Annotated in this window: 23 protein-coding genes; 13 read left to right on the top strand and 10 right to left on the bottom strand. The window is 44.2% G+C overall.

Translation table 11 applies throughout. The features are described from left to right. Nucleotides 1–35: 35 nt before the first annotated feature. Both truC and HGG78_RS05585 read right to left on the bottom strand, forming a co-directional pair. Nucleotides 36–752, bottom strand: a complete 717-nt coding sequence (gene truC / locus HGG78_RS05590; RefSeq protein WP_172532294.1) for a tRNA pseudouridine(65) synthase TruC — start codon at nucleotides 750–752, stop codon at nucleotides 36–38. Continuing rightward, on the bottom strand, nucleotides 746–1,066 hold the full coding sequence (locus HGG78_RS05585; protein WP_172532293.1) for a YqcC family protein: 321 nt from the start codon (nucleotides 1,064–1,066) through the stop codon (nucleotides 746–748). Before HGG78_RS05585 ends, truC begins: the two co-directional genes overlap by 7 nt. A gap of 118 nt (nucleotides 1,067–1,184) precedes the next feature. Between HGG78_RS05585 and HGG78_RS05580 the strand changes: the two genes are divergently transcribed. Both HGG78_RS05580 and HGG78_RS05575 read left to right on the top strand, forming a co-directional pair. Then, nucleotides 1,185–2,225 (top strand): DUF3549 family protein, encoded by a 1,041-nt coding sequence (locus HGG78_RS05580; RefSeq protein ID WP_172532292.1) that lies wholly within the window; start codon nucleotides 1,185–1,187, stop codon nucleotides 2,223–2,225. 10 nt (nucleotides 2,226–2,235) lie between these two features. Beyond that, nucleotides 2,236–2,535 (top strand): DUF3301 domain-containing protein, encoded by a 300-nt coding sequence (locus HGG78_RS05575; protein WP_053310334.1) that lies wholly within the window; start codon nucleotides 2,236–2,238, stop codon nucleotides 2,533–2,535. On the opposite strand, the gene HGG78_RS05570 is transcribed toward HGG78_RS05575, so the two are convergent. After that, the gene (locus tag HGG78_RS05570) at nucleotides 2,495–3,007 is read right to left on the bottom strand and encodes a GNAT family N-acetyltransferase (protein WP_172532291.1); all 513 of its coding nucleotides are present in this window, start codon (nucleotides 3,005–3,007) and stop codon (nucleotides 2,495–2,497) included. The genes HGG78_RS05575 and HGG78_RS05570 overlap by 41 nt on opposite strands. An 813-nt stretch (nucleotides 3,008–3,820) precedes the next feature. Here HGG78_RS05570 and HGG78_RS05565 point away from each other — a divergent pair. Next, nucleotides 3,821–4,111, top strand: coding sequence for a hypothetical protein (locus HGG78_RS05565; RefSeq protein ID WP_172532290.1), 291 nt, complete (start codon nucleotides 3,821–3,823; stop codon nucleotides 4,109–4,111). A 6-nt stretch (nucleotides 4,112–4,117) separates the two neighbouring features. Then, the gene (locus tag HGG78_RS05560; RefSeq protein ID WP_172532306.1) at nucleotides 4,118–4,561 is read left to right on the top strand and encodes a YaiI/YqxD family protein; all 444 of its coding nucleotides are present in this window, start codon (nucleotides 4,118–4,120) and stop codon (nucleotides 4,559–4,561) included. A 217-nt stretch (nucleotides 4,562–4,778) separates the two neighbouring features. On the opposite strand, the gene HGG78_RS05555 is transcribed toward HGG78_RS05560, so the two are convergent. Both HGG78_RS05555 and ykgO read right to left on the bottom strand, forming a co-directional pair. Then, a complete protein-coding gene (locus tag HGG78_RS05555; protein WP_053310337.1) occupies nucleotides 4,779–6,365 on the bottom strand; it encodes an AbgT family transporter in 1,587 nt (528 codons plus the stop codon). 239 nt (nucleotides 6,366–6,604) lie between these two features. Beyond that, nucleotides 6,605–6,730 carry a type B 50S ribosomal protein L36 gene (ykgO, locus tag HGG78_RS05550; RefSeq protein ID WP_053310338.1) on the bottom strand — a complete coding sequence of 42 codons (126 nt, stop codon included), beginning with the start codon at nucleotides 6,728–6,730 and terminating at the stop codon, nucleotides 6,605–6,607. Between the two features lie 208 nt (nucleotides 6,731–6,938). Here ykgO and tsaA point away from each other — a divergent pair, with 208 nt between their 5' ends. The 5 genes from tsaA (at nucleotide 6,939) to HGG78_RS05525 (ending at nucleotide 10,867) form a co-directional block, all read left to right on the top strand. Further along, nucleotides 6,939–7,634 carry a tRNA (N6-threonylcarbamoyladenosine(37)-N6)-methyltransferase TrmO gene (tsaA, locus tag HGG78_RS05545; RefSeq protein ID WP_172532289.1) on the top strand — a complete coding sequence of 232 codons (696 nt, stop codon included), beginning with the start codon at nucleotides 6,939–6,941 and terminating at the stop codon, nucleotides 7,632–7,634. 123 nt (nucleotides 7,635–7,757) lie between these two features. Beyond that, nucleotides 7,758–9,473, top strand: coding sequence for a proline--tRNA ligase (locus HGG78_RS05540; protein WP_053310340.1), 1,716 nt, complete (start codon nucleotides 7,758–7,760; stop codon nucleotides 9,471–9,473). A gap of 246 nt (nucleotides 9,474–9,719) precedes the next feature. Continuing rightward, nucleotides 9,720–10,361: a tellurite resistance TerB family protein gene (locus HGG78_RS05535; protein ID WP_053310341.1), complete on the top strand. Its 642-nt coding sequence runs from the start codon at nucleotides 9,720–9,722 to the stop codon at nucleotides 10,359–10,361. A gap of 108 nt (nucleotides 10,362–10,469) precedes the next feature. After that, entirely contained in the window at nucleotides 10,470–10,676 is a 207-nt protein-coding gene (locus tag HGG78_RS05530) for a YaeP family protein (RefSeq protein WP_053310342.1), read from the top strand. Then, nucleotides 10,676–10,867: a DUF4250 domain-containing protein gene (locus HGG78_RS05525; protein ID WP_172532288.1), complete on the top strand. Its 192-nt coding sequence runs from the start codon at nucleotides 10,676–10,678 to the stop codon at nucleotides 10,865–10,867. Before HGG78_RS05530 ends, HGG78_RS05525 begins: the two co-directional genes overlap by 1 nt. A gap of 101 nt (nucleotides 10,868–10,968) precedes the next feature. Here the strand turns inward: HGG78_RS05525 and HGG78_RS05520 are convergent, their stop codons facing one another. Together HGG78_RS05520 and purL are read right to left on the bottom strand one after the other, a co-directional pair. Beyond that, complete coding sequence (locus HGG78_RS05520; protein WP_053310344.1) at nucleotides 10,969–11,202, bottom strand: DUF3622 domain-containing protein; 234 nt, start codon at nucleotides 11,200–11,202, stop codon at nucleotides 10,969–10,971. 266 nt (nucleotides 11,203–11,468) lie between these two features. Continuing rightward, complete coding sequence (purL, locus tag HGG78_RS05515) at nucleotides 11,469–15,365, bottom strand: phosphoribosylformylglycinamidine synthase (protein WP_172532287.1); 3,897 nt, start codon at nucleotides 15,363–15,365, stop codon at nucleotides 11,469–11,471. 313 nt (nucleotides 15,366–15,678) lie between these two features. Between purL and mltF the strand changes: the two genes are divergently transcribed. Together mltF and HGG78_RS19120 are read left to right on the top strand one after the other, a co-directional pair. Then, the gene (gene mltF / locus HGG78_RS05510; RefSeq protein ID WP_172532286.1) at nucleotides 15,679–17,211 is read left to right on the top strand and encodes a membrane-bound lytic murein transglycosylase MltF; all 1,533 of its coding nucleotides are present in this window, start codon (nucleotides 15,679–15,681) and stop codon (nucleotides 17,209–17,211) included. A gap of 203 nt (nucleotides 17,212–17,414) precedes the next feature. Then, nucleotides 17,415–17,549: a hypothetical protein gene (locus HGG78_RS19120; RefSeq protein ID WP_255091331.1), complete on the top strand. Its 135-nt coding sequence runs from the start codon at nucleotides 17,415–17,417 to the stop codon at nucleotides 17,547–17,549. Between the two features lie 43 nt (nucleotides 17,550–17,592). Here the strand turns inward: HGG78_RS19120 and tadA are convergent, their stop codons facing one another. Both tadA and HGG78_RS05500 read right to left on the bottom strand, forming a co-directional pair. Further along, nucleotides 17,593–18,105: a tRNA adenosine(34) deaminase TadA gene (gene tadA, locus HGG78_RS05505; RefSeq protein WP_172532285.1), complete on the bottom strand. Its 513-nt coding sequence runs from the start codon at nucleotides 18,103–18,105 to the stop codon at nucleotides 17,593–17,595. A 33-nt stretch (nucleotides 18,106–18,138) separates the two neighbouring features. Further along, on the bottom strand, nucleotides 18,139–19,005 hold the full coding sequence (locus tag HGG78_RS05500) for a LysR family transcriptional regulator (protein WP_053310348.1): 867 nt from the start codon (nucleotides 19,003–19,005) through the stop codon (nucleotides 18,139–18,141). Between the two features lie 200 nt (nucleotides 19,006–19,205). Between HGG78_RS05500 and HGG78_RS05495 the strand changes: the two genes are divergently transcribed. Beyond that, nucleotides 19,206–20,339, top strand: a complete 1,134-nt coding sequence (locus HGG78_RS05495) for an S-(hydroxymethyl)glutathione dehydrogenase/class III alcohol dehydrogenase (protein ID WP_172532284.1) — start codon at nucleotides 19,206–19,208, stop codon at nucleotides 20,337–20,339. Between the two features lie 63 nt (nucleotides 20,340–20,402). After that, the gene (gene fghA, locus HGG78_RS05490; protein WP_168523022.1) at nucleotides 20,403–21,245 is read left to right on the top strand and encodes an S-formylglutathione hydrolase; all 843 of its coding nucleotides are present in this window, start codon (nucleotides 20,403–20,405) and stop codon (nucleotides 21,243–21,245) included. A 70-nt stretch (nucleotides 21,246–21,315) separates the two neighbouring features. Here fghA and HGG78_RS05485 read toward each other — a convergent pair whose 3' ends face one another. Next, nucleotides 21,316–22,875 (bottom strand): AbgT family transporter, encoded by a 1,560-nt coding sequence (locus tag HGG78_RS05485; RefSeq protein ID WP_168780629.1) that lies wholly within the window; start codon nucleotides 22,873–22,875, stop codon nucleotides 21,316–21,318. Nucleotides 22,876–22,965 lie beyond the last annotated feature (90 nt).

Below are 22,965 nucleotides of genomic sequence, written 5' to 3'. Positions count from 1 at the left end.
AAGCCCTCGCCAATGCGAGGGCTTTCTTTTAAAACTTACAGTGACCACTCGAATTCAGTCAATAACCGCTGCCAGACTTCATCAAAGTTCGCTTTAAGCACTAATGCTTCCCCCGTAAAGGGGTGAGTAAAACACAGTTCAGATGCATGAAGCATGAGTCGCTGCGCATCATAATGCTCTCGAAATAAACGATTATGCTTACCATCACCATGAGTAGTGTCGCCAATGATAGGGTGACTCAAATGGTGCATATGACGACGCAGTTGATGCTTACGTCCTGTTTTCGGCTTCATTTCTAGCAAACAATAACGACTGGTTGGAAAACGCCCAGTAGAATAAGGCACTTCAATACTAGCTATAGGTTGATAAGCAGTAATTGCTTCTTGGGCTTCTTTATCTTGCTTAGCAAATTTATCAGCGATTTTGTCCAACTCAACTTTGAGCGGGTAATCCAATACATCGCCCTCTTCAATCCAACCCCGTACGATAGCATGATAGGTTTTTTCCATCTCATGATTGGCAAACATTGGCATCACTTGTGAGGCAACCTCACTTGAGAGCGCAAAGACCAATACACCAGAGGTTGGGCGATCTAAACGATGCAAAGGAAAAACATGTTGACCAATTTGATCGCGTAGCGTCTGCATGACAAATTGTGTTTCATGCTTATCGAGCCACGAGCGGTGAACTAACATCCCCGCAGGTTTATTCACGGCAACCAAATACTCGTCTTGATAGATAATCTCTAACACGCTTTACACACCTCATCGATATACGTGACCAAAGCAATCACCTCAGAGAATTCAGGCTGGTGCTTCCAAGTTTCTTCAAAATAAGGCGCAATAGAAAAATCACTTGGCAGCGTTGCTTGCTGCTCAAGTAACGCCGACATTTTCGGAATAAACACCCATTGCAACCACTGTTCTGGTGCTAAAGTATCAATCGCAAAAGGCTCGTTACTCATTAATGCCTCTCGTGAAGGTGATTGTGGTTGCCACACACCACATTGACGCAATTCTGTTTCTAATTGTGTTAATGCTCTGGCAAGTTCTGTATTTATTGTCATTATTTACCGCGTTAATTCACTCTGTGACCTTGAAAATTGGCCATAGAGTACCATTTATTGTCACAACAAAGTGATTACAAAAGGCAAGTTCAAAGCCGATGATGAGGACCCAATAGTCATGGACACCATTCATACCCTAACTCAACTGCTCAAAAATAGTGGCAATCAATACCGAGTGTTTGATTTGGGTCGCCGCATCAAAAACATCGATAATACGCAATTTGAGTTGGTAGAAAAAGGCCAACAACCATACCCCTATCCACTTCAGCGCCATGCACATTTGGCCATTGCTTATTGGAATGAAGAAAAACAGCCTTGGATCTGGTTTTTAAAGTTTGCTTTAGACGAGCGTGGGTTACTGAAACAAACTGACATTGGCAATTTCATTAAGTACGTGCTTGAAGCGATGGGCTCTCGGCTACAAGGAGATCTCAGCGAAGATCAACAACAAAAATTAGCCAACAACCCTTACACATTCAAACCCTCAGAAGACAAAATGGCTATCTTTCATAGCCAGATTCGTTCTCAATTAGCTTTAGCAGCTAGCCAATATTATGAACACGCTCAACATTACTTTAGCGGAGACCTTGGCTGGGATAATTGGCAGACGGTTGGCTTACAAGGCATTACCGATATTTGCGCACGCTTAAACAAAGAGCAAAATGGCGTATTAGTGCGTAAAGCGATAACGGCATTACCATCACAACCGCTGTATGCCTTATTGGGGGCATTAGAGCACACCGAACTGCCAGAAAAACTTGCACAACGTGTTGCTGAAATGGCAGAGCAACAAATTAACCATGCCGAACCCGATCTGTTCTTACTCTCTGCGTTAGTGCGGGCTTTATCTGGTGCGGATAATAAAACCTTACAAACAACGGTGAATGCTATCTTGCGCAGTCCCCGCTTGAGTCATCAGGAGGTTCTAATTGGTATTGCTGGGCGCGCATGGCAAGTACTTCAAGACCCTAACATTGCGCAGCAATTTTTACTGCGTTTGGCTCAAACGGGAAATCAAGCACTGTTCAACCAACTGTTTGCAGACTTGGTGATGCTTCCTGAGTTGAGAATGGTACTGTTACCTTTACTTCACTCCAGCCCGACAGAAGAGTTAGCGAACGCCTTAATTCTTCTGCAACAAGCAACGAAGGCTCAGTAAAGGTATGTTCATGCTAAGCGATTTATTGGCGATAGTATTACTCAGTTTTGGTTGTTTTTTATTTTGGCAACAGCGCCGCCAAGCGGAGCTAGCCAAAGAAGCGATCAGCCGAAAATGTAAACAACTCGACTTGCAACTTGTGAGTGTCGCTTTTGGTCGCCACAAACTAAAAACGCCAGAAGGAGTCTGGCGTTGGCATACGGTATATTTATTTGAGTTTTCAGCATTAGGCGATGACTGTTATCAAGGTGAACTGAAGATGTTTGGTTTTACACCATCAGCCTTTCATTTACCGCCACATCGGATGTAAATTCAAAAACAAAATAAGGGCCAAAAATATCTTCTTTTTCACCCTTCAATGTAAAGCCGATTTTTTTCAATACCTCAATCGATGCGCGATGGTCAATATTGACCATCGCTTTTAGCCGACTGAGCTGTAACTGATGACATGCGGTAGGAACAAACGCTTTCAATGCCTCAGTGGCAATACCTTTGCCCCAGTACATTTTGTCAAAAAGAAACCCAAGCTCCGCGCCACCCTCTTCTAACTCAACAAATATGTGACCCATATATTCACGGTTGTAGCCATCAAGCACCGCCATCGCATATAAATTGGGATCATGTAAAACACGTTGGAAAAGTTGCTTAGCGGAAGCTACAGTTTTAGGACCGTTCATCTGAGCTCGGTTTTTAGCACAACAATTAAGCATCAAAAAATCAGATTCTAAGGAATCTGTATAGGGAAGAAGTAGTGTCCTTCGGGTTGCGGTCGTCACGTACAATCCTTGTTAGCAGCAAAATAGCATCGGAAGTTATCGATATTGATACTTTGCAAAAGAAGCCGAAAATTAAACCAAGCGGACGATGAAGTAATTGATCTAGATTATTTTTTAATCGTTATTATTATGATGTATCTATAAGAGTAATCGTTTTTGATGCCGTATCACATGTATAAGAAAAGCCTCAACACATAGGTGTCGAGGCTTATGATCTTACTCGCAGCAGTCCGGCTACTAATATCTGCTCCATGCATCATCCATAATAGTGGCTGAATTCCTCAGCGTATCCTGCTTCGCCGTCCTAGCGGTGTCCTATTCTTCCTGAGCACTTACTGTCCTAGCAAGCACACATCACTTGTTCCTTGAGCGGTGTCCCTGACATCATCCTGATGTTCGTCCTACCTCAAGCTAGAGGCGTTCCTAATCAATCCATTGCAATCTACACCCTGTAGATTGTCATATCCATATTCGTCCAGCATCCTGCTCGGTTACTTATCCTTAGTAACTGATCTTCATCCTGAAGTACATCGTTCCCTGATGCTTTCCTATTCTGCGTCAAACTCCCTTCGACGAAGTTAAATTTACCCGTTTACCAAAGAGAAACAATGCTCGCCTAACTATATATTTTTAAAAAACCTAAACAAAAAAACACCAATCCATTTAAATTCAATTATTTAACAAAACAAAAATAGCTAAATATCCATTTGAAAACGTAATTTCTCACACTAAATGTAAGCGATCTCTTACAGCACTTAGCTACTTTTGCGACGCTCAAATAAAAGGTAACATTGCCACAACCCACGATAAGGACAAAATATGCTCACAAAAGACGTTTCGCAAGAACTGGAAACCGTATTCGCAAGCTTACATCAACAAGGAAAAGAGCCAACAGTTGCGCTGGTTAAAGCTCGTTTAACCACATCCATTCCGATGCCTGCGATTATTGCTGCAATCAAAAGTTGGAAGAATGCACAACGCATTCCTAAGATTGAAGTGGCAACCAAGCAGAGTGATAGCGATAGAGTGGCAAAATTAGAGTCGCAAGTGGCTGAGCTTTTAGCTAGAGTCGCCACACTTGAAGCTCAATTAGCCGATAAAGAGAAGTAAATAATGATGAAAATTTGGGTGGATGCCGATGCGTGTCCGAAAGTGATTCGAGAAACCATCGTGCGAGCTGCTGAAAGAACTGGGATTGAATGTACATTTGTCGCTAACCACGTTGTACCAGTCCCTAAGCGTGCCAACATTCATTCATTGCAAGTTCCAAGCGGTTTTGATATTGCCGATAATGAGATCGTAAGACGAGTTGAAGTGGGAGACTTAGTTATCACTTCCGATATCCCTCTCGCCGATGAAGTCATCACCAAAGGTGGTTTAGCGTTAAGTTCTCGGGGTGAGCTCTACACCAAAGATACCATTAAAGCACGCTTGAACATTCGTGATTTTATGGAAACGATGCGCTCAAGTGGTATTCAAACTGGTGGACCGAATGCGCTGTCTCAAACCGATAGACGTGAATTTGCGAACCACCTTGACCGTATTTTAGCCAAGCGATAAATCATACCAATCGTAGTAAATAACTGATCACCCTAGCTTGTTAAAAATCTCGATAACTGCGTTAGAATTTTTGATTGTAGAATAACTACTTATCGAAAAATTCCGCCTTGTTCTCAAGCTTTTTTCCTGCGCTATTTCTGATCACTTATTTACTGTGATTGGTATCATACATTCAAAGAAAAAACCTGCGATAATCGCAGGTTTTTTTTACATTGAGTTAAGGGGTATAAAACGTTGCCGCACCAGGTCCAACAGGAAGGCCCAATAGGAACACCCAAATGTAGAACAGCAAGCTCCAACCCACCATAAAGCAGATTGAATATGGCAGCATGGTGGCAATCAAAGTACCAATGCCCAAGTTTTTCATGTAACGCGTCGCGACAGCCAAAATAAGACCAAAGTAGCTCATCATTGGGGTAATAATATTGGTAGTTGAATCACCAATACGATACGCCGCTTGGATAGTTTCTGGCGCGTAACCCACTAACATCAACATAGGCACAAAAATTGGCGCAGTTACCGCCCACTGAGCAGAAGCCGAACCAATCATTAAATTGATAAAGCCACACATCAAAATAAAGGCAAAGAACAGCATGGGTCCAGTCAGGCCAATATTTTGTAAGAAGTCAGCACCTGCGACGGCAAATACTTGACCAAAGTTGGTCCATTTAAAGAAAGCAACAAACTGCGCGGCAAAGAATACCAACACGATGTACATGCCCATTGAAGACATCGATTTAGACATTGCATCAATGACATCACGATCATTCTTCATGGTGCCAACGACCTTGCCATATACAAAGCCTGGAATCGCGAAGAAAACAAAGATAAACGCCACGATACTCTTCAAAAATGGAGAGCCAGAAACCGTCCCCGCAGCAGAACGCAGCACGCCATCAGCAGGGACAATTGTCCAAGCCAAAATAGCGCTGACAACCAATACCGCGATACCCGCCAGCTTGAGCCCTTTCTTCTCTACAGCAGTCAAAGCGCCCATTTTATCTTGTGTAAGATCTTCTGAGGCTTCTTCATCACTGTATTTTCCAAGCTTGGGTTCAACGATTTTTTCAGTAACAAAAGCACCCATACCTGCAATAAAAAAGGTAGAAACAAACATGAAATACCAGTTTACTTCAGGGCCAACTGAATAATTTGGATCTATCATTTGTGCAGCGGTTTCAGTAATACCTGACAGCAGCGGATCCACAGTACCAATCAGCAAGTTAGCTGAATATCCACCGGAAACACCCGCAAAAGCAGCCGCAAGGCCCGCTAATGGGTGACGACCTAAAGAATGGAAAAGCATCGCTGCAAGTGGAATTAACACCACGTAACCTAACTCAGATGCAGTGTTTGAAATAATACCAGCGAAGACAACTGTGACGGTTACCATACGCTTCGAAGCACCCATCACCAAACCACGCATTGCAGCAGACAATAGACCTGAATACTCCGCAATCGCAACACCTAGCATAGCCACCAATACCGTGCCTAAAGGAGCAAAGCCAACAAAGTTTTTAACTAAGTTAGTCACGATCAGTTGTAAGCCTTCAGCATTAAAAAGACTCACCACATGAATCATACCATCAGCCGCTCGACCCGCTGCACCTTCTGGGCGAGGGTCAACAACCGAAACACCAAAGTATCCTGCGACACCTGACGAGATAAGTATTGCCACACAAAAAATGGCAAATAAAGTGATTGGATGAGGTAATAAATTCCCCAAATATTCGACGCTATCCAAGAAACGAGTAAATAACGGTTTCTTAGGCGCATTTTGCTTAATTGAAGCTGATGAGCTCATCAGTTCCCTCCTTGTAGTTATCCCTGTGCTTTCATGATAAAAACATCAAAAAGCCGCAGAAGATTACTCGAGAGAAGCGCGCAATTGAAATTGAAGGTGTTACAAAAGTTTACAAAACCACCTACATTAACTATTTTCACGTCAATTTTCAGATAATTCAACAACCAATATATATAAATACAAACAAATGGATAACCAGCACCAATCACATGCTGAAAAAATACGGCCGTCAATACACGCTAACGTTGCACTGCTTTAAATCGTGGGTTCGATTTACAAATGACGTACATACGACCACGACGGCGTACAATTTGACAATCAGGATGACGCGATTTTGCACTTTTGAGTGAACTTAGAACTTTCATTATGGATTCCTTACTTTGTGAACGAACTCGTTTTATCAACCATTTATTTTCTTAACCTAAAACGCTTTATGGCTGAACGATATGGATAACTGGCACTGAGTATCAATTGTTATGTTATAACATTTTAATTAATAATGATTATCAACAAGAAATGCAAGTACAAATGTGATATTTTCTTCTTCTATTCAAACAAACGTGAATGACTTGCATGTATACCATCGACCCAATTGGCATAATCGAAAGCCCGTATAAAGAAAAATTTGCAGTTCCTCGTCAGCCGCGCTTGGTGCCTAGTGCCACCGCCAGAGTTAAGCTAACGGGCGATGCTAACTGCTTAGAGGCCGTAAGAGGAATTGAGCAATTCAGCCATATTTGGCTCCTGTTCTTGTTTGATCGGAATTTAGACGCAGGATGGAAACCAACCGTACGCCCGCCACGATTAGGGGGCAATGAACGGATGGGAGTTTTTGCTTCGCGAGCGACCTTTCGACCCAATGGTATTGGTATGTCCGCGGTTGAGCTAAAAGGTGTGATTAAACAAGGTGAACATGTTTACCTTGAATTAGGCAGTGTTGATTTAGTCGATGGCACGCCAATTATCGATATCAAACCGTATATTCCCTATTCTGACTCGATTGAGAACGCGGTGGGTGGTTATGCAGAAAAAGCGCCCGATAAAATCAACGTCACTTTTAGCACACCCGCATCGGTAGTACTTGAAAAACACTCAAACTATCACATGGTCAAGGCGGTCATTGAGCAAGTGCTCTCGCAAGATCCTCGCCCCGCTTATAAAAAAAACAAGCAAGATGACAAAGAATATGCGGTAAATCTGTTCGATCTGAACGTAAAATTCACCATCACAAACAACTTAGTGTCAGTAACCGCAATAGAACACTTTTGACAAAGGCGATTGGCTGATATTATACACGGCTAAACCGAATCCCCTTTTCTGGGGTATCCCTATGCAGAGCTTGGTTTTTCCAACCAAACAAAGCAGTTAATTTATGATGGACGGATATAATTAATGCGTACCAGTAAATATCTTCTTTCAACCTTGAAGGAGACCCCAAACGACGCAGAAGTCATTAGCCACCAGCTAATGCTACGTGCAGGTATGATCCGTAAGCTAGCTTCAGGTTTATATACTTGGCTACCTACTGGTCTACGTGTGCTGCGTAAAGTCGAAAACATCGTTCGTCAAGAGATCGACAATGCAGGTGCGATTGAAACCTTGATGCCCGTTGTTCAGCCGTTTGAACTATGGGAAGAGACAGGCCGCTCTGAAAAAATGGGCGCTGAGCTACTTCGTTTTACTGACCGCCATACTCGCCCGTTTGTACTTAGTCCGACAGCTGAAGAAGTGATCACCAGCCTTGTGCGTAATGAAGTTAATTCATACAAACAGCTGCCACTGAACCTGTACCAGATCCAAACAAAATTCCGTGATGAAAGACGCCCACGTTTTGGTGTGATGCGCGCACGTGAATTCTCGATGATGGATGCATACAGCTTCGACATCGACAAAGACGGACTGCAAAAATCGTATGACATCATGCTTGATGCTTACTGCAAAGCATTCGACCGCATGGGGCTTGATTACCGCGCAGTACTGGCTGATAGCGGTGCTATTGGCGGTAGCGGCTCTCAAGAGTTCCACGTACTGGCAGAAAGCGGCGAAGACCTCATCGCCTTCTCAACCGAGTCTGACTACGCAGCGAACATCGAAAAAGCAGAAGCAATTGCACCAGCCATTGAACGTGCCGCTCCAACGCAAGAGATGCAATTAGTAGACACTCCAAATGCTAAGACAATTGCAGAGCTTGTTGAACAGCACGGCCTTGCTATCGAAAAAACAGTAAAAACGTTATTCGTTAAAGCGTCAGATGAAATCGATGCCGACATCATCGCATTAATCATCCGTGGCGATCACGAGCTTAATGAAGTTAAAGCGGAAAACTTAGCCGAAGTCGCCTCTCCTTTGGAAATGGCAACAGAAGAAGAGATCCGTGCATTGATCGGTGCAGGCCCTGGCTCTTTAGGCCCTGTAGGTTTAGAGCTGCCATTTATTGTTGACCGTACTGTAGCGGTAATGAGCGACTTTGGCGCAGGTGCTAACGTAGACGGTAAACACTACTTCGGGATTAACTGGGGTCGTGACGCCGAACTAGGCCAAGTCGAAGACTTACGTAACGTTGTTGAAGGCGACCCAAGCCCATGTGGCCAAGGCACCATCTTGCTAAAACGTGGTATCGAAGTCGGTCATATCTTCCAGTTAGGTACTAACTACTCTGAGAAGATGAACTGTGGCGTACTAGATTCAAACGGTAAGAATGTCATCCTAGAAATGGGCTGTTACGGTATCGGTGTTTCACGTGTTGTTGCTGCTGCTATTGAGCAGAACAACGACAAATTCGGCATTATCTGGCCTGATGCGATCGCACCTTTCCAAGTCGCGATCGTACCAATGAACATGCACAAGTCTGAGCGAGTTCAACAAGCGGCTGAAAAACTATATGCAGAACTGTCAGCGGCAGGGATTGAAGTATTGTTTGATGATCGTAAAGAACGCCCTGGCGTGATGTTCTCGGACATGGAATTGATCGGTGTTCCTCATACCATCATTATTGGTGACCGCAGCATGGACGAAGGCAACTTCGAATACAAACATCGCCGTACGGGCGAGAAATCTGCCATTGCGATGGATGGTGCGGTTGAGTTTATCAAATCTCAACTTGCCTAACATCGTAGCCATTGTTTGAAAGGTTGCCTTTATGGCAACCTTTTTTATTTGTGCCATTTATTAATCTTAGATTCATCATTGCCACTTTATTCTATTCTCTATACCCAAACCACTTGAAGTCGCAGGTAGGCGGCAAGTGAGTTCATCCCCATGAGCATAGATAAACTATGTGATTGGGGTGAGCGAACGTAGCCAACGCCGCTGCAACTTCAAGTCGGAAGGGGATATTCATAAAGGAGGTGTCATATGGATCTAAAAAGTCTTCTCAACCAAGCACTCAATTCAAATATTGTTAAGCAAGGGTCAACTCAACTTAGTTCTATCACCCAAGACAGCAGTAAATTGAAAACCTTAGGCGCAGGAGCCGTTGGTGGGGGTTTGATAGGTTTATTAATGGGTTCAAAGAAAACCAAAAAAATAGGCAAAAAAGTACTTGGTATTGGTGGCGCAGCAGCACTTGGGGCGCTGGCTTATAAAGCCTACAACGACTGGCAAGCAAAGCAGACGACAACTCAACCTCAAGCCACATTTGATCCCGATGATTCAAACCACAGCGTACTCATTTTAAAAGCGATGATTGCCGCTGCAAAAGCCGATGGTCACGTTGACGAACAAGAGATGAGTAAAATTGAGCAAGCGATAGTTGAAATGGGAGCTGATGCTCAGCTTCAACAACTCGTTAAAAATGAATTACACAAGCCATTAGACCCTGCGGCTATTGCTCAGCTAGCCACAACACCAGAGCAAGCCAGTGAACTTTATCTCGCCTCACTACTGATTGCTGATGAACAAAACTTTATGGAAAAAGCATACTTAAATGAGTTAGCTAAACAGCTTCGCTTGGCTGATGATCTTGTCTTAGCTCTTGAGCAGCAAGTCAACGCTTAAACTTTCGCCATTTAAAACCAGAGCTTGCGCAAGAGCAAGTTCTGGTTTTGTCTTTCCTAAAATCAATGTGTATATTGAGAGCAGTTATCATTTATTAGGATTCAGACCATGCAAGTTTACGGTTGTTGTGATTTAGTACGTGAGCTTTACGCTCAAATTGGCAGTGGTGATCAAGCCTATATTCCTCAAGCTATTTCTTGTGCTGTTAAAGCACTTAATGATGTGGCAGCCAACCAATCGCTACCGAAGGAAGTGCGCGAGCAAGCCGCCTTTGCCGCTGCTAATCTGCTAATTTCAGACTTTGAGGATAAGTAATGAACTTAGCTAATTTTGCTTCGATGGATCCCATCATGTTGATGAGTATCGTAAACATGAAATTGCGTGATGACTTTAGTGGTGATCTCGACAAACTGGCTAACTACTTTGATATTGATCGCAGCGCTTTAGAAGCTCGTCTTGCCAGTGCTGGTTTTGAATTTCTAGCCGAGGTTGGTCAATTCAGATAGCTACTGACTAAATCGGCGCTTATAACTGAACGAAAAAAAGAACCCCGCTCACCGAGCGGGGTTCTTCATTGTTAGTACAGCATTATCTTTTTAATAAAGAATTACGCTTTTTTCTCTTTTCTTGATTCTGCTTTGCGTTCATTACGCTTCACTTGGTTTTCAATAAAACCTGCTAGCTCTTTCTCAGCCCAAGTTTTCGCAAGCTCTTCGCTTTCAAAACCAGTTTCACGCTTTGATACTGTGCTTCTATGAGCGGTTACTTGACGAACAATTTCAGCCGCCCAACCATTACGTTTTTCAGTCACACGGATAGTGAATTTTTTACTTTCAGACATTTTCGTTTTCCTAAGGGAAGAATAAGGGATTACTCATCAACGTTAACCATAATCATCACTGTAAGCCAGATATTGATTACGATTAGTATCACTCCACTTTGTAGAGTATGTTGAACACCATCCCTTGGTAAGCGCGGCATTAGAGCATAAATCACAGATCTTTTCCGCATATTTTACAAAATTTTCGCTCCCAGCATAAATAAGAAAAGCCGCTGAAATGCAGCGGCTTTAATCTTATCAGTCAAATCACGAAATGAATGACATCATTAACCCAGATTTTTACGTGCATTTTGGAACATACGCATCCAAGGGCTGTTTTCACCCCATGAATCCGGATACCAAGAGTTCGCGACGGTACGGAACACGCGCTCTGGGTGTGGCATCATAATAGTAACGCGCCCATCTGTTGTGGTTAAGCCCGTAATCGCGTTTGGTGAACCATTCGGGTTATTCGGGTATTGCTGAGTAACTTGACCATTATTGTCGACAAAACGTAGCGCAACAGTAGCTGATTGTTCAATAGCTGCAAGATGCGCCGTATCACGCACTTCGACACGACCTTCGCCATGAGAAACCGCAATTGGCATACGTGAACCAGCCATTTCATTGAAGAACAATGAGTCTGATTTTTGTACTTCAACTAAGCTAAAGCGAGCTTCGAAACGCTCTGATTCATTGCGTACAAAACGCGGCCACAAATCTGCACCTGGTATCAACTCTTTGAGGTTAGATAGCATTTGACAGCCATTACACACACCTAATGAGAACGTATCTTCACGCTTGAAGAAGTTTTCGAACTGATCACGTGCTTGTGCATTAAACAGCACGGATTTAGCCCAACCTTCACCCGCACCCAATACATCACCGTAAGAAAAACCACCACATGCCACAAGGCCTTGATACTCTTCTAACGCCGCTTGACCAGTTAAGATATCGCTCATGTGGATATCGGTCGCTTCAAAACCAGCACGGTCGAACGCCGCCGCCATTTCGACATGAGAGTTCACACCCTGCTCACGTAGAATCGCCATTTTCGGTTTAGCACCTTTAGCAATGTATGGCGCGGCAATATCTTGGTTTACATCAAAACTTAATTTAACGTTTAGACCTGGGTCAGAGTTGTCTTTCTTCGCTTCATGCTCTTGGTTTGCACATGCTGGGTTATCACGTAGAGCTTGCATCTTGTGCGTAGTTTCTGCCCAGATAGTACGTAGCTCAGTACGATTACGCTCTAAAACTACTGTGTCGCCAGAGGTAATCACTAGCTCATCAGACGCACCAACGCTGCCGATAACATGTGAGCATGCTTCTAAGCCGTTTGCTGCCAGAGTAGAAAGAACAGCATCTAGATCGTCGTTCTTAACTTGAAGGACTGCACCTAGCTCTTCATTAAATAACACAGCCAACGCATCATCGCCTAGTGCAGCAATGTCGGCTTTCACACCACAGTGACCGGCAAATGCCATCTCAGCCAGAGTAACAAACAAACCACCATCGCCTTTATCGTGATAAGCGACGATTTGATCATTAGCGACCAGTGCTTGAATGCCTTCATAGAAGCCTTTTAGCTGGGCTGCGTTGTCAACGTCTGCGGGTTTATCACCAAGCTGCTTGTAAACTTGCGCCAGTGCCGTGGCACCTAAGCGGTTTTTACCATTACCTAGGTCGATAAGAACCAGCGATGTATCACCTTTATCAGTACGAAGTTGTGGCGTAATGGTTTTACGTACATCTTCAACACGAGCAAACGCCGTGATGACAAGAGAAAGTGGCGAAGTCACTTCTTTCTGCTCACCGTTTTCATCCCACTTGGTTTTCATCGACATCGAGTCTTTACCAACAGGAATCGTCAGACCAAGTGCAGGACACAGCTCTTCACCGACCGCTTTCACCGCTTCGTAAAGACCAGCATCTTCACCAGGGTGACCGGCGGGAGACATCCAGTTTGCTGATAGTTTAATGTGTTTGATATCACCGATGTTGGTTGCAGCAATATTAGTAATCGCTTCACCAACGGCTAAACGAGCTGATGCACCAAAGTCAAGCAAAGCTACTGGCGTACGCTCACCCATCGACATCGCTTCACCATGGTAAGTATCGTAGCTGGCTGCGGTGACTGCACAGTTTGCCACTGGCACCTGCCATGGCCCAACCATTTGGTCACGTGCAACTAACCCCGTTACCGTGCGATCACCAATGGTGATAAGGAAAGTTTTCTCGGCAACCGTTGGTAGGCGTAAAACACGATCAATCGCTTCGTTAAGTTCAATACCACTGCGATCGATGGCAGGGTTGTTTGCTTTTAACGTTTTCGCATCACGGTGCATCTTAGGCGTTTTACCTAATAGGATGTCCATTGGCATATCGATTGGCGTGTTGTTAAAGTGTGAATCTTCAAGCTTGAGCTCGCGTTCTTCTGTCGCTACCCCAACCACTGCATATGGTGCACGTTCGCGTTTACAAATTGCATCAAAGACAGCCATATTTTCAGGAGCGACAGCCATTACGTAACGTTCTTGTGACTCATTACACCAGATTTCTAACGGACTCATACCCGGCTCATCGTTTGGCACATCACGCAGTTGGAAAATACCGCCACGTTCGCCATCATCCACAAGCTCTGGAAGTGCATTAGAAATACCGCCCGCGCCCACATCGTGGATAAACGCGATTGGGTTTGCATCACCTAGCTGCCAACAGCGGTCAATCACTTCCTGACAACGACGTTCCATCTCTGGGTTCTCACGTTGTACTGAAGCGAAATCAAGATCTTCTGCTGATTGACCAGACGCCATTGACGAAGCCGCTCCACCACCAAGGCCGATATTCATAGCCGGACCACCAAGCACGATTAGGCTTGCACCGACTGGAATTTCTTTCTTCTGCACGTGCTCGTCACGGATGTTACCCATACCACCAGCAATCATGATTGGCTTGTGGTAACCACGCACTTCTTCACCTGCGTGAGAGTTTACTTTCTCTTCGTAAGTACGGAAGTAACCAAGTAGGTTTGGACGACCAAATTCGTTGTTGAATGCCGCGCCACCTAGTGGGCCTTCGAGCATGATATCTAATGCGTTAACGATTCGACCTGGCTTACCAAAGTCTGTTTCCCATGGCTGTTCAAAACCTGGAATACGTAGGTTAGAGGTGGTAAAACCAACCAGACCCGCTTTAGGTTTACCGCCAATACCGGTTGCGCCTTCATCGCGAATTTCACCGCCAGAACCAGTAGAAGCACCAGGCCAAGGAGAGATAGCTGTTGGGTGGTTGTGTGTTTCCACCTTCATCAAAATATGTGCTTTCTCATGGCTGTAACCATATTGACGAGTTTCTGGATTTGGGAAAAAGCGTCCTACCTCTGACCCGACCATCACCGCAGCGTTGTCTTTGTAAGCCGATAGAACGTGATCTGGCGTCACTTCAAAGGTGTTTTTGATCATCTTGAACAGTGATTTATCTTGCTTTACACCATCAATGGTCCAATCTGCGTTAAAGATTTTGTGGCGACAATGTTCAGAGTTCGCTTGCGCAAACATCATCAATTCGATGTCGGTTGGATTACGCTTTAGTTTAGAAACAAAGCTTTCGAGTAAGTAATCGATCTCATCCTCTGCCAATGCAAGGCCAAGGGTAACGTTTGCTTGTTCAAGCGCAGCGCGACCACCGTTTAATAGATCAACATCCGCAACCGGAGCAGGTTGTGCCACTTTAAATAGTGCATTGGCCGCTTCAAATTCTGTAAATACCACTTCCATCATGCGGTCATGAATCAATGCTTGAATGGCGTTGATCTGTTCAGCGGAAAGCTCACCTTCAGACTCAATGTAATAAGCGGTACCGCGTTCCAAACGCTTTACATTAGCTAAACCACAGTTATGAGCAATATCTGTTGCTTTCGAAGACCAAGGAGAAATTGTGCCCGGGCGAGGAGTAACAAGCAGGAGAAGACCTTGTGGTTCATGCTCTTGAATGGTTGGGCCGTAAGTAAGAAGCTTCTCTAACTTTTCAAGTGCTTGAGCGTCTAAATCTGCTGAGAGATCGGCAAAATGCATGAACTCCGCGTAAATACCAGAAACAGGTAATTGCTGTTCACGACAAAGTTCAACGAGTTTGTTAACACGAAACTCAGAAAGAGCTGGGGAGCCACGCAAAATTCTCATGTGCTTAGGTCTCTTATACAGTGGGTTGAGGTGTAATTGGAATGAACTCACAAAAACTTAAAATACAATAAGTTAAAACAATAAACTTGAATTCATACCAATTTAACCTCCAACTTTCGAGCGCATTATAAAGGAATTCTTTTTGTGACGTAACACCAAAAGCAACCGTTTGCGTCATTTTTTTTGTCAAATTTGAAATACACCCATATTCAAGCGGCAACCGACACTTTTGCAGCCATTTTTAATCTGGAACTTTGCCAATATGGCGGCCTTTGATATAAAGGTATCAATTGATGTAAGAGATCTCCCTTAAATGCCCAACTATTATTTAAATCAGCTTCATCGCTCACTACTTCTGTTACTACTCCCTTTGTTGATCGTTGGCTGCCAAATTGATTCCGATCCGAAAAGCGAACTCGATCATATTCGCGAACGTGGTGTATTACGTGTTGGTACGATTAACAATCAGCTTTCTTACTATATTGGTCCCGATGGCCCAGCAGGATTAGATTACGAATTAGCTCGTGATTTTGCTAACGAGCTCGGCGTTAAATTAGAGATGAAACCGGCTTATCGCTTATCGAGCCTGTTCCCTGCACTCAAAAATGGCGAGATAGACATGATCGCCGCGGGTTTAAGTCAATCAACTCAGCACTTAAAAGGGTTTAGGGCAGGGCCAGCCTACTACTATGTCAGCCAGCAAGTGGTGTATAAAAAAGGCTTGTGGCGACCAAGAAACCTAGACCAGTTACTGGCAAAGCAGGCTGAGCTAATAGCAGAGAATCAGGGCAACGATATTTTTTCTATCGTCGAAGAGTCTCATTTTGAAAATACCTTAAATGCCATAAAGCAAGCTCATCCAGACTTTCAATACCGCGTTGATCGCAACGCAGATGTCACAGATCTACTCAAACAGGTCTCTGAAGGCAAATTGCGCTTCACCATGGCCGACTCGGTTGAAGTCTCGCTTTCGCAACGAGTGAACCCCGATTTAGCGGTTGCTTTCGAATTAACTGAAGATCAGCCGATTGCTTGGTACGTTAAACGTTCCGAAGATGAAAGCCTTTACGCTTTAATGATTGAATTTTTTGGCAACCTAAAACAATCAGGCCATTTAGCCGCCTTGGAAGAGAAATACATTGGACACGTTGGCACGTTCGACTATGTCGATACTCGCGCTTTCATACGCGCTTTAGATAGCCGATTACCTAAGTGGTCTCCTCTTTTCCAGAAATATTCAGATGAATTTGACTGGCGCTTAGTAGCCGCACTGGCTTACCAAGAGTCACATTGGAATCCACGTGCCAAATCGCCAACAGGGGTGCGAGGCATGATGATGTTGACTCAGCCTACCGCAAGAAGTGTTGATGTTGCCAATCGACTCGATCCTGAACAATCGGTGCGAGGTGGCGTCGAATATTTACGTAGAATGGTCAAACGAATTCCTGATTCAATTTCAGAGCATGAAAAGATTTGGTTTGCTCTTGCCTCTTATAATGTCGGTTATGGACATATGATGGATGCCAGACGCTTAACCAAGTTGCAAGGCGCTAACCCTGATTCGTGGACCGAGGTTAAAGAACGCCTGCCACTGCTGAGACAGAAAAAATACTTCAGCCAAACGCGTTATGGGTACGCAAGGGGCGATGAAGCAAAAGCATATGTGGAAAACATTCGTCGTTATTATCAAAGTATTATCGGCCACGTTGATCAACAAAATGCGTCACAGTCAGAATCTGACACCGCTGATTTAGTCGTAATCAATATTGAAGATGAAACACTGCTTGATGATGCCGAAAGAGAAGCAGCTCAAGATGCAAAAGAGGCGAATAGCGCCCCGCAATAATGTATTCTGATTACTTCGTATGGACGAAAAATGCGCACTTGATTTTCAGGTGTGCAACCCATACATCAAATTGTGAGCCAGATCGTTTCACAAGTTTCATATTACGGTAACAATCAGGCTCTATAAAGACAGACTTACATTGTCAAAAGGCACCCTAAAAGGTTAGGGATTATTGTCAAAACTTAGCAGTAGGAGGTTGTTTTATGCTTAAACGTAGAACGCAGTCAAAACACCTTAGTAAAACCGTATCAGCGAACCGCCGTAAGCGCATGCTGGCCAATAATAAAAAGAAAATTATTTGGCGTAATCGTGCATTTATGCAATTGCTCGCTTCTTAGATCAATCGGCAAACATCTACATCGCTAGATGTTTGCTAAAAACTCACTCTTTCTCTTGTTCCCTTTTTAACTTCTTCGCTGTTTGGATCTCTGCTCTTCTTCTCTTAAAAAAACTCTGTAACTGAGTTCGACACTCATCTTCTAACAACCCTTTTTCAATGGTTGCATAGTGATACGATGCTTGGCTTTCAAATAAATTCAGCACTGTACCTGCAGCCCCAGCTTTAAGATCTGGCGCACCATAAACAATGCGCTTTACTCGGCTATGCAGCAGCGCTCCTGCACACATAGGGCACGGCTCTAAAGTGACATACAACGTTGTGTCTAACAGACGATAATTACCGAGCACATGGCCAGCTTGACGCAATACTTGAATTTCAGCATGAGCGGTTGCATCGTGGCTGCCAATCGAACAATTCCATCCTTCAGCAATGATCTCACCATTTTTGACAAGTACGGCCCCTACCGGCACCTCACCGGCTTGTTCCGCTATATCGGCCAACTCGATAGCACGGCGCATAAATTGATAATCTTGAGGAGTAAAACTCGTATTCATAGTTCGCGTATTTCTCTGTTATCGTTGTTAGGGTTATAGCGCATCAGCAAGAAAGTCGACCAGCAACCTCACCTTAGATGACAAATGACGATTGTGAGGATAAAGTGCCCACACGCCCTCGCGATCATCACGATACGGCAATAGCACTTCCACCAGCTCACCTGATGCTAAATATGCCTCTACGTAATAATCTGGTAATTGTACCATTCCAATACCTTGCAACGCGGCATTAAGTAACGCTACACCGCTATTGCACTTGATTTTACCTTTAACACTTATCTGACGAGAACGCTGATTATCTTTAAAGCGCCAATATCCCATCGTTCCTTGTAAACATTGATGATGAGTCAGTTCAGACAAAGTGTGTGGCGTACCATACTGAGCCAAATAGTCAGGACTTGCGCAAACAAACAACTGCCGATTACTCAATTTTTTAGCAATAAAGCTCGAATCCTCTAATTGCCCAAGACGCACCGCAACATCAACCCCTTGTTCAATAAGATCGAGCTTTTGGTTAGTCAGAATCAAGTCTAATTCCAGTCGAGGGTGCTGTTGTAAAAATTGATTCAGTAATGGCGCCACTTTTTGTTCACCATACGTCACGGGCGCGGTGACCTTTAATAAGCCAGAGGGCGTTTGCTGCATTTGGGTTACTGTAAGCTCTGCTAACTCTAACCCTTCCACCAACTGACGACATTGATGATAATAAAGTTGCCCCGCTTCAGTCAGCGAGACCTTTCGCGTTGTTCGTTGCAATAATTTAACCGCCAAACGCGCTTCTAATGTCGCAATACGACGACTTACATTAGCCACTGAAGTCGCCAGTTTGTGTGCCGCAGATGTAAAACTACCAGTCTCAGCGACCGCTACAAATTCATTGATGCCTTCCCAATTCGCCATTTTAATTATTACTGATACGTAAAAGTAATTCTTATTTTAGACTGATTATAAAAATTTTAGAAATAAATATACTGTCATTAACACTCAGCGACATTCGCTGTTATACCTATATCAAAGCCCATCGACTGAATCAGTGATGCTTAATAAAGCCACACGAATGACTCAGTGGATACAACCATTCAGGCGAAAAGGAAAACATTATGTCACAACCTCAATTCATTAAATCTCGTGCTGCTATTGCATGGGGACCAAATCAACCTCTGAAAGTCGAAGAAGTTGACGTCATGTTGCCTAAAAAAGGCGAAGTGTTGGTACGTATTGTGGCGACCGGAGTATGCCACACCGACGCTTTTACCCTTTCAGGTGAAGACCCTGAGGGCATATTTCCTGCCATTTTAGGGCATGAGGGCGGTGGTATTGTCGAAATGGTTGGCGAGGGTGTAACAAGCGTCGATGTCGGTGATCATGTCATTCCTCTCTACACCGCAGAATGTGGTGAGTGTAAGTTTTGTCAATCAGGTAAAACTAACCTTTGCCAAGCGGTGCGTGAAACTCAAGGTAAAGGATTGATGCCCGATGGCACCACCCGCTTTTATAAAGATGGCCAACCCATCTTCCATTACATGGGCTGCTCTACCTTTTCTGAGTACACCGTATTGCCGGAAATTTCATTAGCCAAAGTCAATAAAGATGCGCCATTAGAAGAAGTCTGTTTACTTGGGTGTGGCGTAACTACTGGTATGGGCGCAGTGCTTAATACCGCCAAAGTTAAGCAAGGTGATACCGTGGCGATCTTTGGCTTAGGCGGCATTGGTCTTTCGGCAATAATTGGGGCGAGAATGGCTGGTGCGAGCCGCATCATTGGGATTGATATCAACGAAAGTAAGTTTGAATTGGCGACTCAGCTAGGCGCGACCGATTGCATTAATCCGCGAAAGGTCGATAAACCAATCCAAGATGTGATCATTGAGATGACTGATGGCGGTGTTGATTTTTCTTTTGAGTGTATTGGTAACGTCAACGTGATGCGTCAAGCACTCGAATGTTGTCACAAAGGCTGGGGGGAATCTGTCATTATTGGGGTTGCAGGTGCTGGGCAAGAAATTTCAACCCGTCCTTTCCAATTAGTGACCGGTCGAGTATGGCGAGGCAGTGCATTTGGGGGCGTTAAAGGTCGCTCAGAACTGCCAGAAATCGTTGAACGTTACATGGCTGGCGAGTTTGGTTTGCAGGAATTCATTACTCACACGATGGGCTTAGAAGATATCAACCATGCTTTTGAACTCATGCATAAAGGGGAAAGTATCCGCTCTGTGGTTCATTTTGATAAATAACGACTTCAGTTCACACCTTCAGTCAGCAAGCACCTCTCAATGAGGTGCTTGATAGGTCATACTATGAATATTGAAAATATTAGCCAAGCCAAAGTCTTCGGTGGCTGGCATAAACAGTACACACATCGATCACAAGCGTTGGGATGTACCATGCGTTTCGCCATTTTCCTTCCCCCGCAAGCTGACCATCACCCCGTTCCGGTTCTGTATTGGTTATCCGGCTTAACCTGTAACGATGAAAATTTCATGCAAAAAGCAGGCGCTTTCAAAGAGGCGGCCAAGTTAGGTATCGCGATTGTCGCGGCTGATACTAGCCCACGAGGAGAAGGAGTGCCTGATGATCCACAAGGTTGCTACGACTTAGGCTTAGGCGCGGGGTTTTATCTCAATGCAACCCAAGCGCCTTGGTCTCAGCACTATCAGATGTACTCGTACATCGTACAAGAACTGCCAGATTTGATTGAGCAACATTTTCCAGTCAATGATAAACGCGCCATATCAGGACACAGCATGGGAGGCCATGGAGCGCTGACCATTGGATTAAAAAATGCTACACGCTATCAATCAATATCCGCTTTCAGTCCTATCTGTAACCCTATGCAATGTCCCTGGGGACAAAAAGCATTTCGACATTACCTTGGTAATGATCAACAAGCTTGGAAAGCTTATGACGCGGTTGAGCTCTTAAGTTCACACACGCCCAAGCTGCCAATTTTGGTTGATCAGGGAGAAGAAGATACTTTTTTACACGCACAGTTAAAACCAGAACGACTCGCAGCGGCAGCGCAAGCTTCAAATAGCCCACTCACTTTAAGAATGCATAAAGGCTACGATCATAGTTACTTTTTTATTCAAAGTTTCATTGATGAACATTTAGCCTTCCATGCACAACATCTCAATCCATAAGCTTCGAATCGTCCACAAAAAAGCCCGTGAACAGTATCACGGGCCTTCTTTACTTGATTTGAAGCATCACTTACATGCTGTAAGTATATGGTGCTTGCACGCCTAGAGGGATACCGAAAGCCCAATAAGCCAGCAAGAAAACCGTCCAACCGATAAGCATTGCAATTGAGAACGGCATCATCAATGACGCTAATGTACCAATACCTGTTGATTTCACATAACGTTGGCAATAAACAACAACCAGTGGGAAGAACACCATTAGCGGAGAGATAATGTTAGAAACTGAATCACCTACACGGTAAGCCGCTTGCGAGAGTTCAGGAGAGATCCCCACCGCCATTAACATTGGTACTAGAATTGGACCAATTAATGCCCACTTAGCTGACGCAGAGCCTACCAACAAGTTAACGCACGCTGTCAGTAGAATCATACCAACAATCGTAGCCTGACCAGGTAGATCCATCGCTTTGAGACCTTCAGCGCCATACAACGCCAACATAGTACCGATGTTCGATTGACCAAATGCTGACAAGAACTGAGCACAGAAGAACGACATAACAATGTACGCGCCCATCGTTGCCATCGTTGCAGACATTGCTTTAATGACATCATTGCTGTTTTTAAAAGTACCAGCGACACGGCCATAAACAATGCCCGGAATAATAAATAGGATAAAAATCAGTGGCACAATAGATTTCATCACTGGTGCAGAGAATGCGGTGAGCTCACCATCAGGTGAACGGAGCGCTGAATTTTCAGGGATCAGTGCTGCCACAAGCAAACCAATACCAACAATCATTGCCCACCCCGCATACTTAAATGCTTTTGATTCAATCGCAGTAAAAGTACCTAAATCGGGTGCGGTTTCTGCATCTTCATCAACAGGCATTTTAGCCAAACGTGGCTCAATGATTTTCTCTGTCACGTACCAACCAATCGCCACAATGATGATTGATGAAAGGCCGGTGAAGAAAATATTCGCTAACGGGTTAACCACATAGTCAGGATCCAGTACTTGAGCAGCCGTTTGAGTAAAGCCAGCCAGTAGCGGGTCAATACCTGAAGGAATAAAGTTCGCTGAAAAACCACCCGATACACCAGCAAAAGCCGCGGCAATACCAGCTAATGGATGACGCCCCGCAGCATGGAAGATAATACCGCCCAATGGAATGACCAGTACATAACCAGCATCAGCGGCTGTATGGGAAACAATAGCCACTAAAATCAGCATTGGGGTAAGAAGCTTAGCGGGTGTGAAGTTCAGCATTTTCTTCAAACCCGTGGTGATAAAGCCTGAAGAGTCAGCAACACCAACACCAAGCATGGCGACCAAAACGATGCCTAATGGCGCAAAACTGGTGAATGTGGTGACCATATTCGCTAAAAAGCTCGCAAGCGCTTGGCCAGTCAGTAAGTTGTTAACTTGCAGTGCTTCACCCGTGCGAGGATTGATAAGATCGAATGTAACATTCGACAAAAGTGCAGATGAAACCCAAACAATAACCAGTGCCCAGAAAAACAAAATAGCAGGATCTGGGATTTTGTTACCTGCTCGTTCAATAAAGTTTAAAAAGCGATCCATACCGCTCGGCTTCGGCGATGGTGCTTGTTGTGTCGCTTGGTTACTCATTGGTAACTCCATATGTGATGTTGCATTCGCAGGTCTTCGTAAAATAGTTTTTCGACCCAATAATTAGCGATAATTCTATAACAAAGAGAA

Origin of the sequence: Vibrio aestuarianus (genome assembly GCF_012395185.1) — a bacterium.
Lineage (GTDB): Bacteria > Pseudomonadota > Gammaproteobacteria > Enterobacterales > Vibrionaceae > Vibrio > Vibrio aestuarianus.
The sequence above is the reverse complement of the archived record's forward strand: the minus strand, read 5'-3'. Positions and strand labels throughout refer to the sequence as shown.

Bases quoted from the DNA above. Each gene is read 5' to 3' on its own strand.
- HGG78_RS05585 (WP_172532293.1), bottom strand. From the start codon at position 1,066: ATGACAATAAATACAGAACTTGCCAGAGCATTAACACAATTAGAAACA.
- HGG78_RS05580 (WP_172532292.1), top strand. From the start codon at position 1,185: ATGGACACCATTCATACCCTAACTCAACTGCTCAAAAATAGTGGCAAT.
- HGG78_RS05575 (WP_053310334.1), top strand. From the start codon at position 2,236: ATGCTAAGCGATTTATTGGCGATAGTATTACTCAGTTTTGGTTGTTTT.
- HGG78_RS05565 (WP_172532290.1), top strand. From the start codon at position 3,821: ATGCTCACAAAAGACGTTTCGCAAGAACTGGAAACCGTATTCGCAAGC.
- HGG78_RS05560 (WP_172532306.1), top strand. From the start codon at position 4,118: ATGAAAATTTGGGTGGATGCCGATGCGTGTCCGAAAGTGATTCGAGAA.
- HGG78_RS05555 (WP_053310337.1), bottom strand. From the start codon at position 6,365: ATGAGCTCATCAGCTTCAATTAAGCAAAATGCGCCTAAGAAACCGTTA.
- ykgO (WP_053310338.1), bottom strand. From the start codon at position 6,730: ATGAAAGTTCTAAGTTCACTCAAAAGTGCAAAATCGCGTCATCCTGAT.
- tsaA (WP_172532289.1), top strand. From the start codon at position 6,939: ATGTATACCATCGACCCAATTGGCATAATCGAAAGCCCGTATAAAGAA.
- HGG78_RS05540 (WP_053310340.1), top strand. From the start codon at position 7,758: ATGCGTACCAGTAAATATCTTCTTTCAACCTTGAAGGAGACCCCAAAC.
- HGG78_RS05535 (WP_053310341.1), top strand. From the start codon at position 9,720: ATGGATCTAAAAAGTCTTCTCAACCAAGCACTCAATTCAAATATTGTT.
- HGG78_RS05530 (WP_053310342.1), top strand. From the start codon at position 10,470: ATGCAAGTTTACGGTTGTTGTGATTTAGTACGTGAGCTTTACGCTCAA.
- HGG78_RS05525 (WP_172532288.1), top strand. From the start codon at position 10,676: ATGAACTTAGCTAATTTTGCTTCGATGGATCCCATCATGTTGATGAGT.
- HGG78_RS05520 (WP_053310344.1), bottom strand. From the start codon at position 11,202: ATGTCTGAAAGTAAAAAATTCACTATCCGTGTGACTGAAAAACGTAAT.
- purL (WP_172532287.1), bottom strand. From the start codon at position 15,365: ATGAGAATTTTGCGTGGCTCCCCAGCTCTTTCTGAGTTTCGTGTTAAC.
- mltF (WP_172532286.1), top strand. From the start codon at position 15,679: ATGCCCAACTATTATTTAAATCAGCTTCATCGCTCACTACTTCTGTTA.
- HGG78_RS19120 (WP_255091331.1), top strand. From the start codon at position 17,415: ATGCTTAAACGTAGAACGCAGTCAAAACACCTTAGTAAAACCGTATCA.
- tadA (WP_172532285.1), bottom strand. From the start codon at position 18,105: ATGAATACGAGTTTTACTCCTCAAGATTATCAATTTATGCGCCGTGCT.
- HGG78_RS05500 (WP_053310348.1), bottom strand. From the start codon at position 19,005: ATGGCGAATTGGGAAGGCATCAATGAATTTGTAGCGGTCGCTGAGACT.
- HGG78_RS05495 (WP_172532284.1), top strand. From the start codon at position 19,206: ATGTCACAACCTCAATTCATTAAATCTCGTGCTGCTATTGCATGGGGA.
- fghA (WP_168523022.1), top strand. From the start codon at position 20,403: ATGAATATTGAAAATATTAGCCAAGCCAAAGTCTTCGGTGGCTGGCAT.
- HGG78_RS05485 (WP_168780629.1), bottom strand. From the start codon at position 22,875: ATGAGTAACCAAGCGACACAACAAGCACCATCGCCGAAGCCGAGCGGT.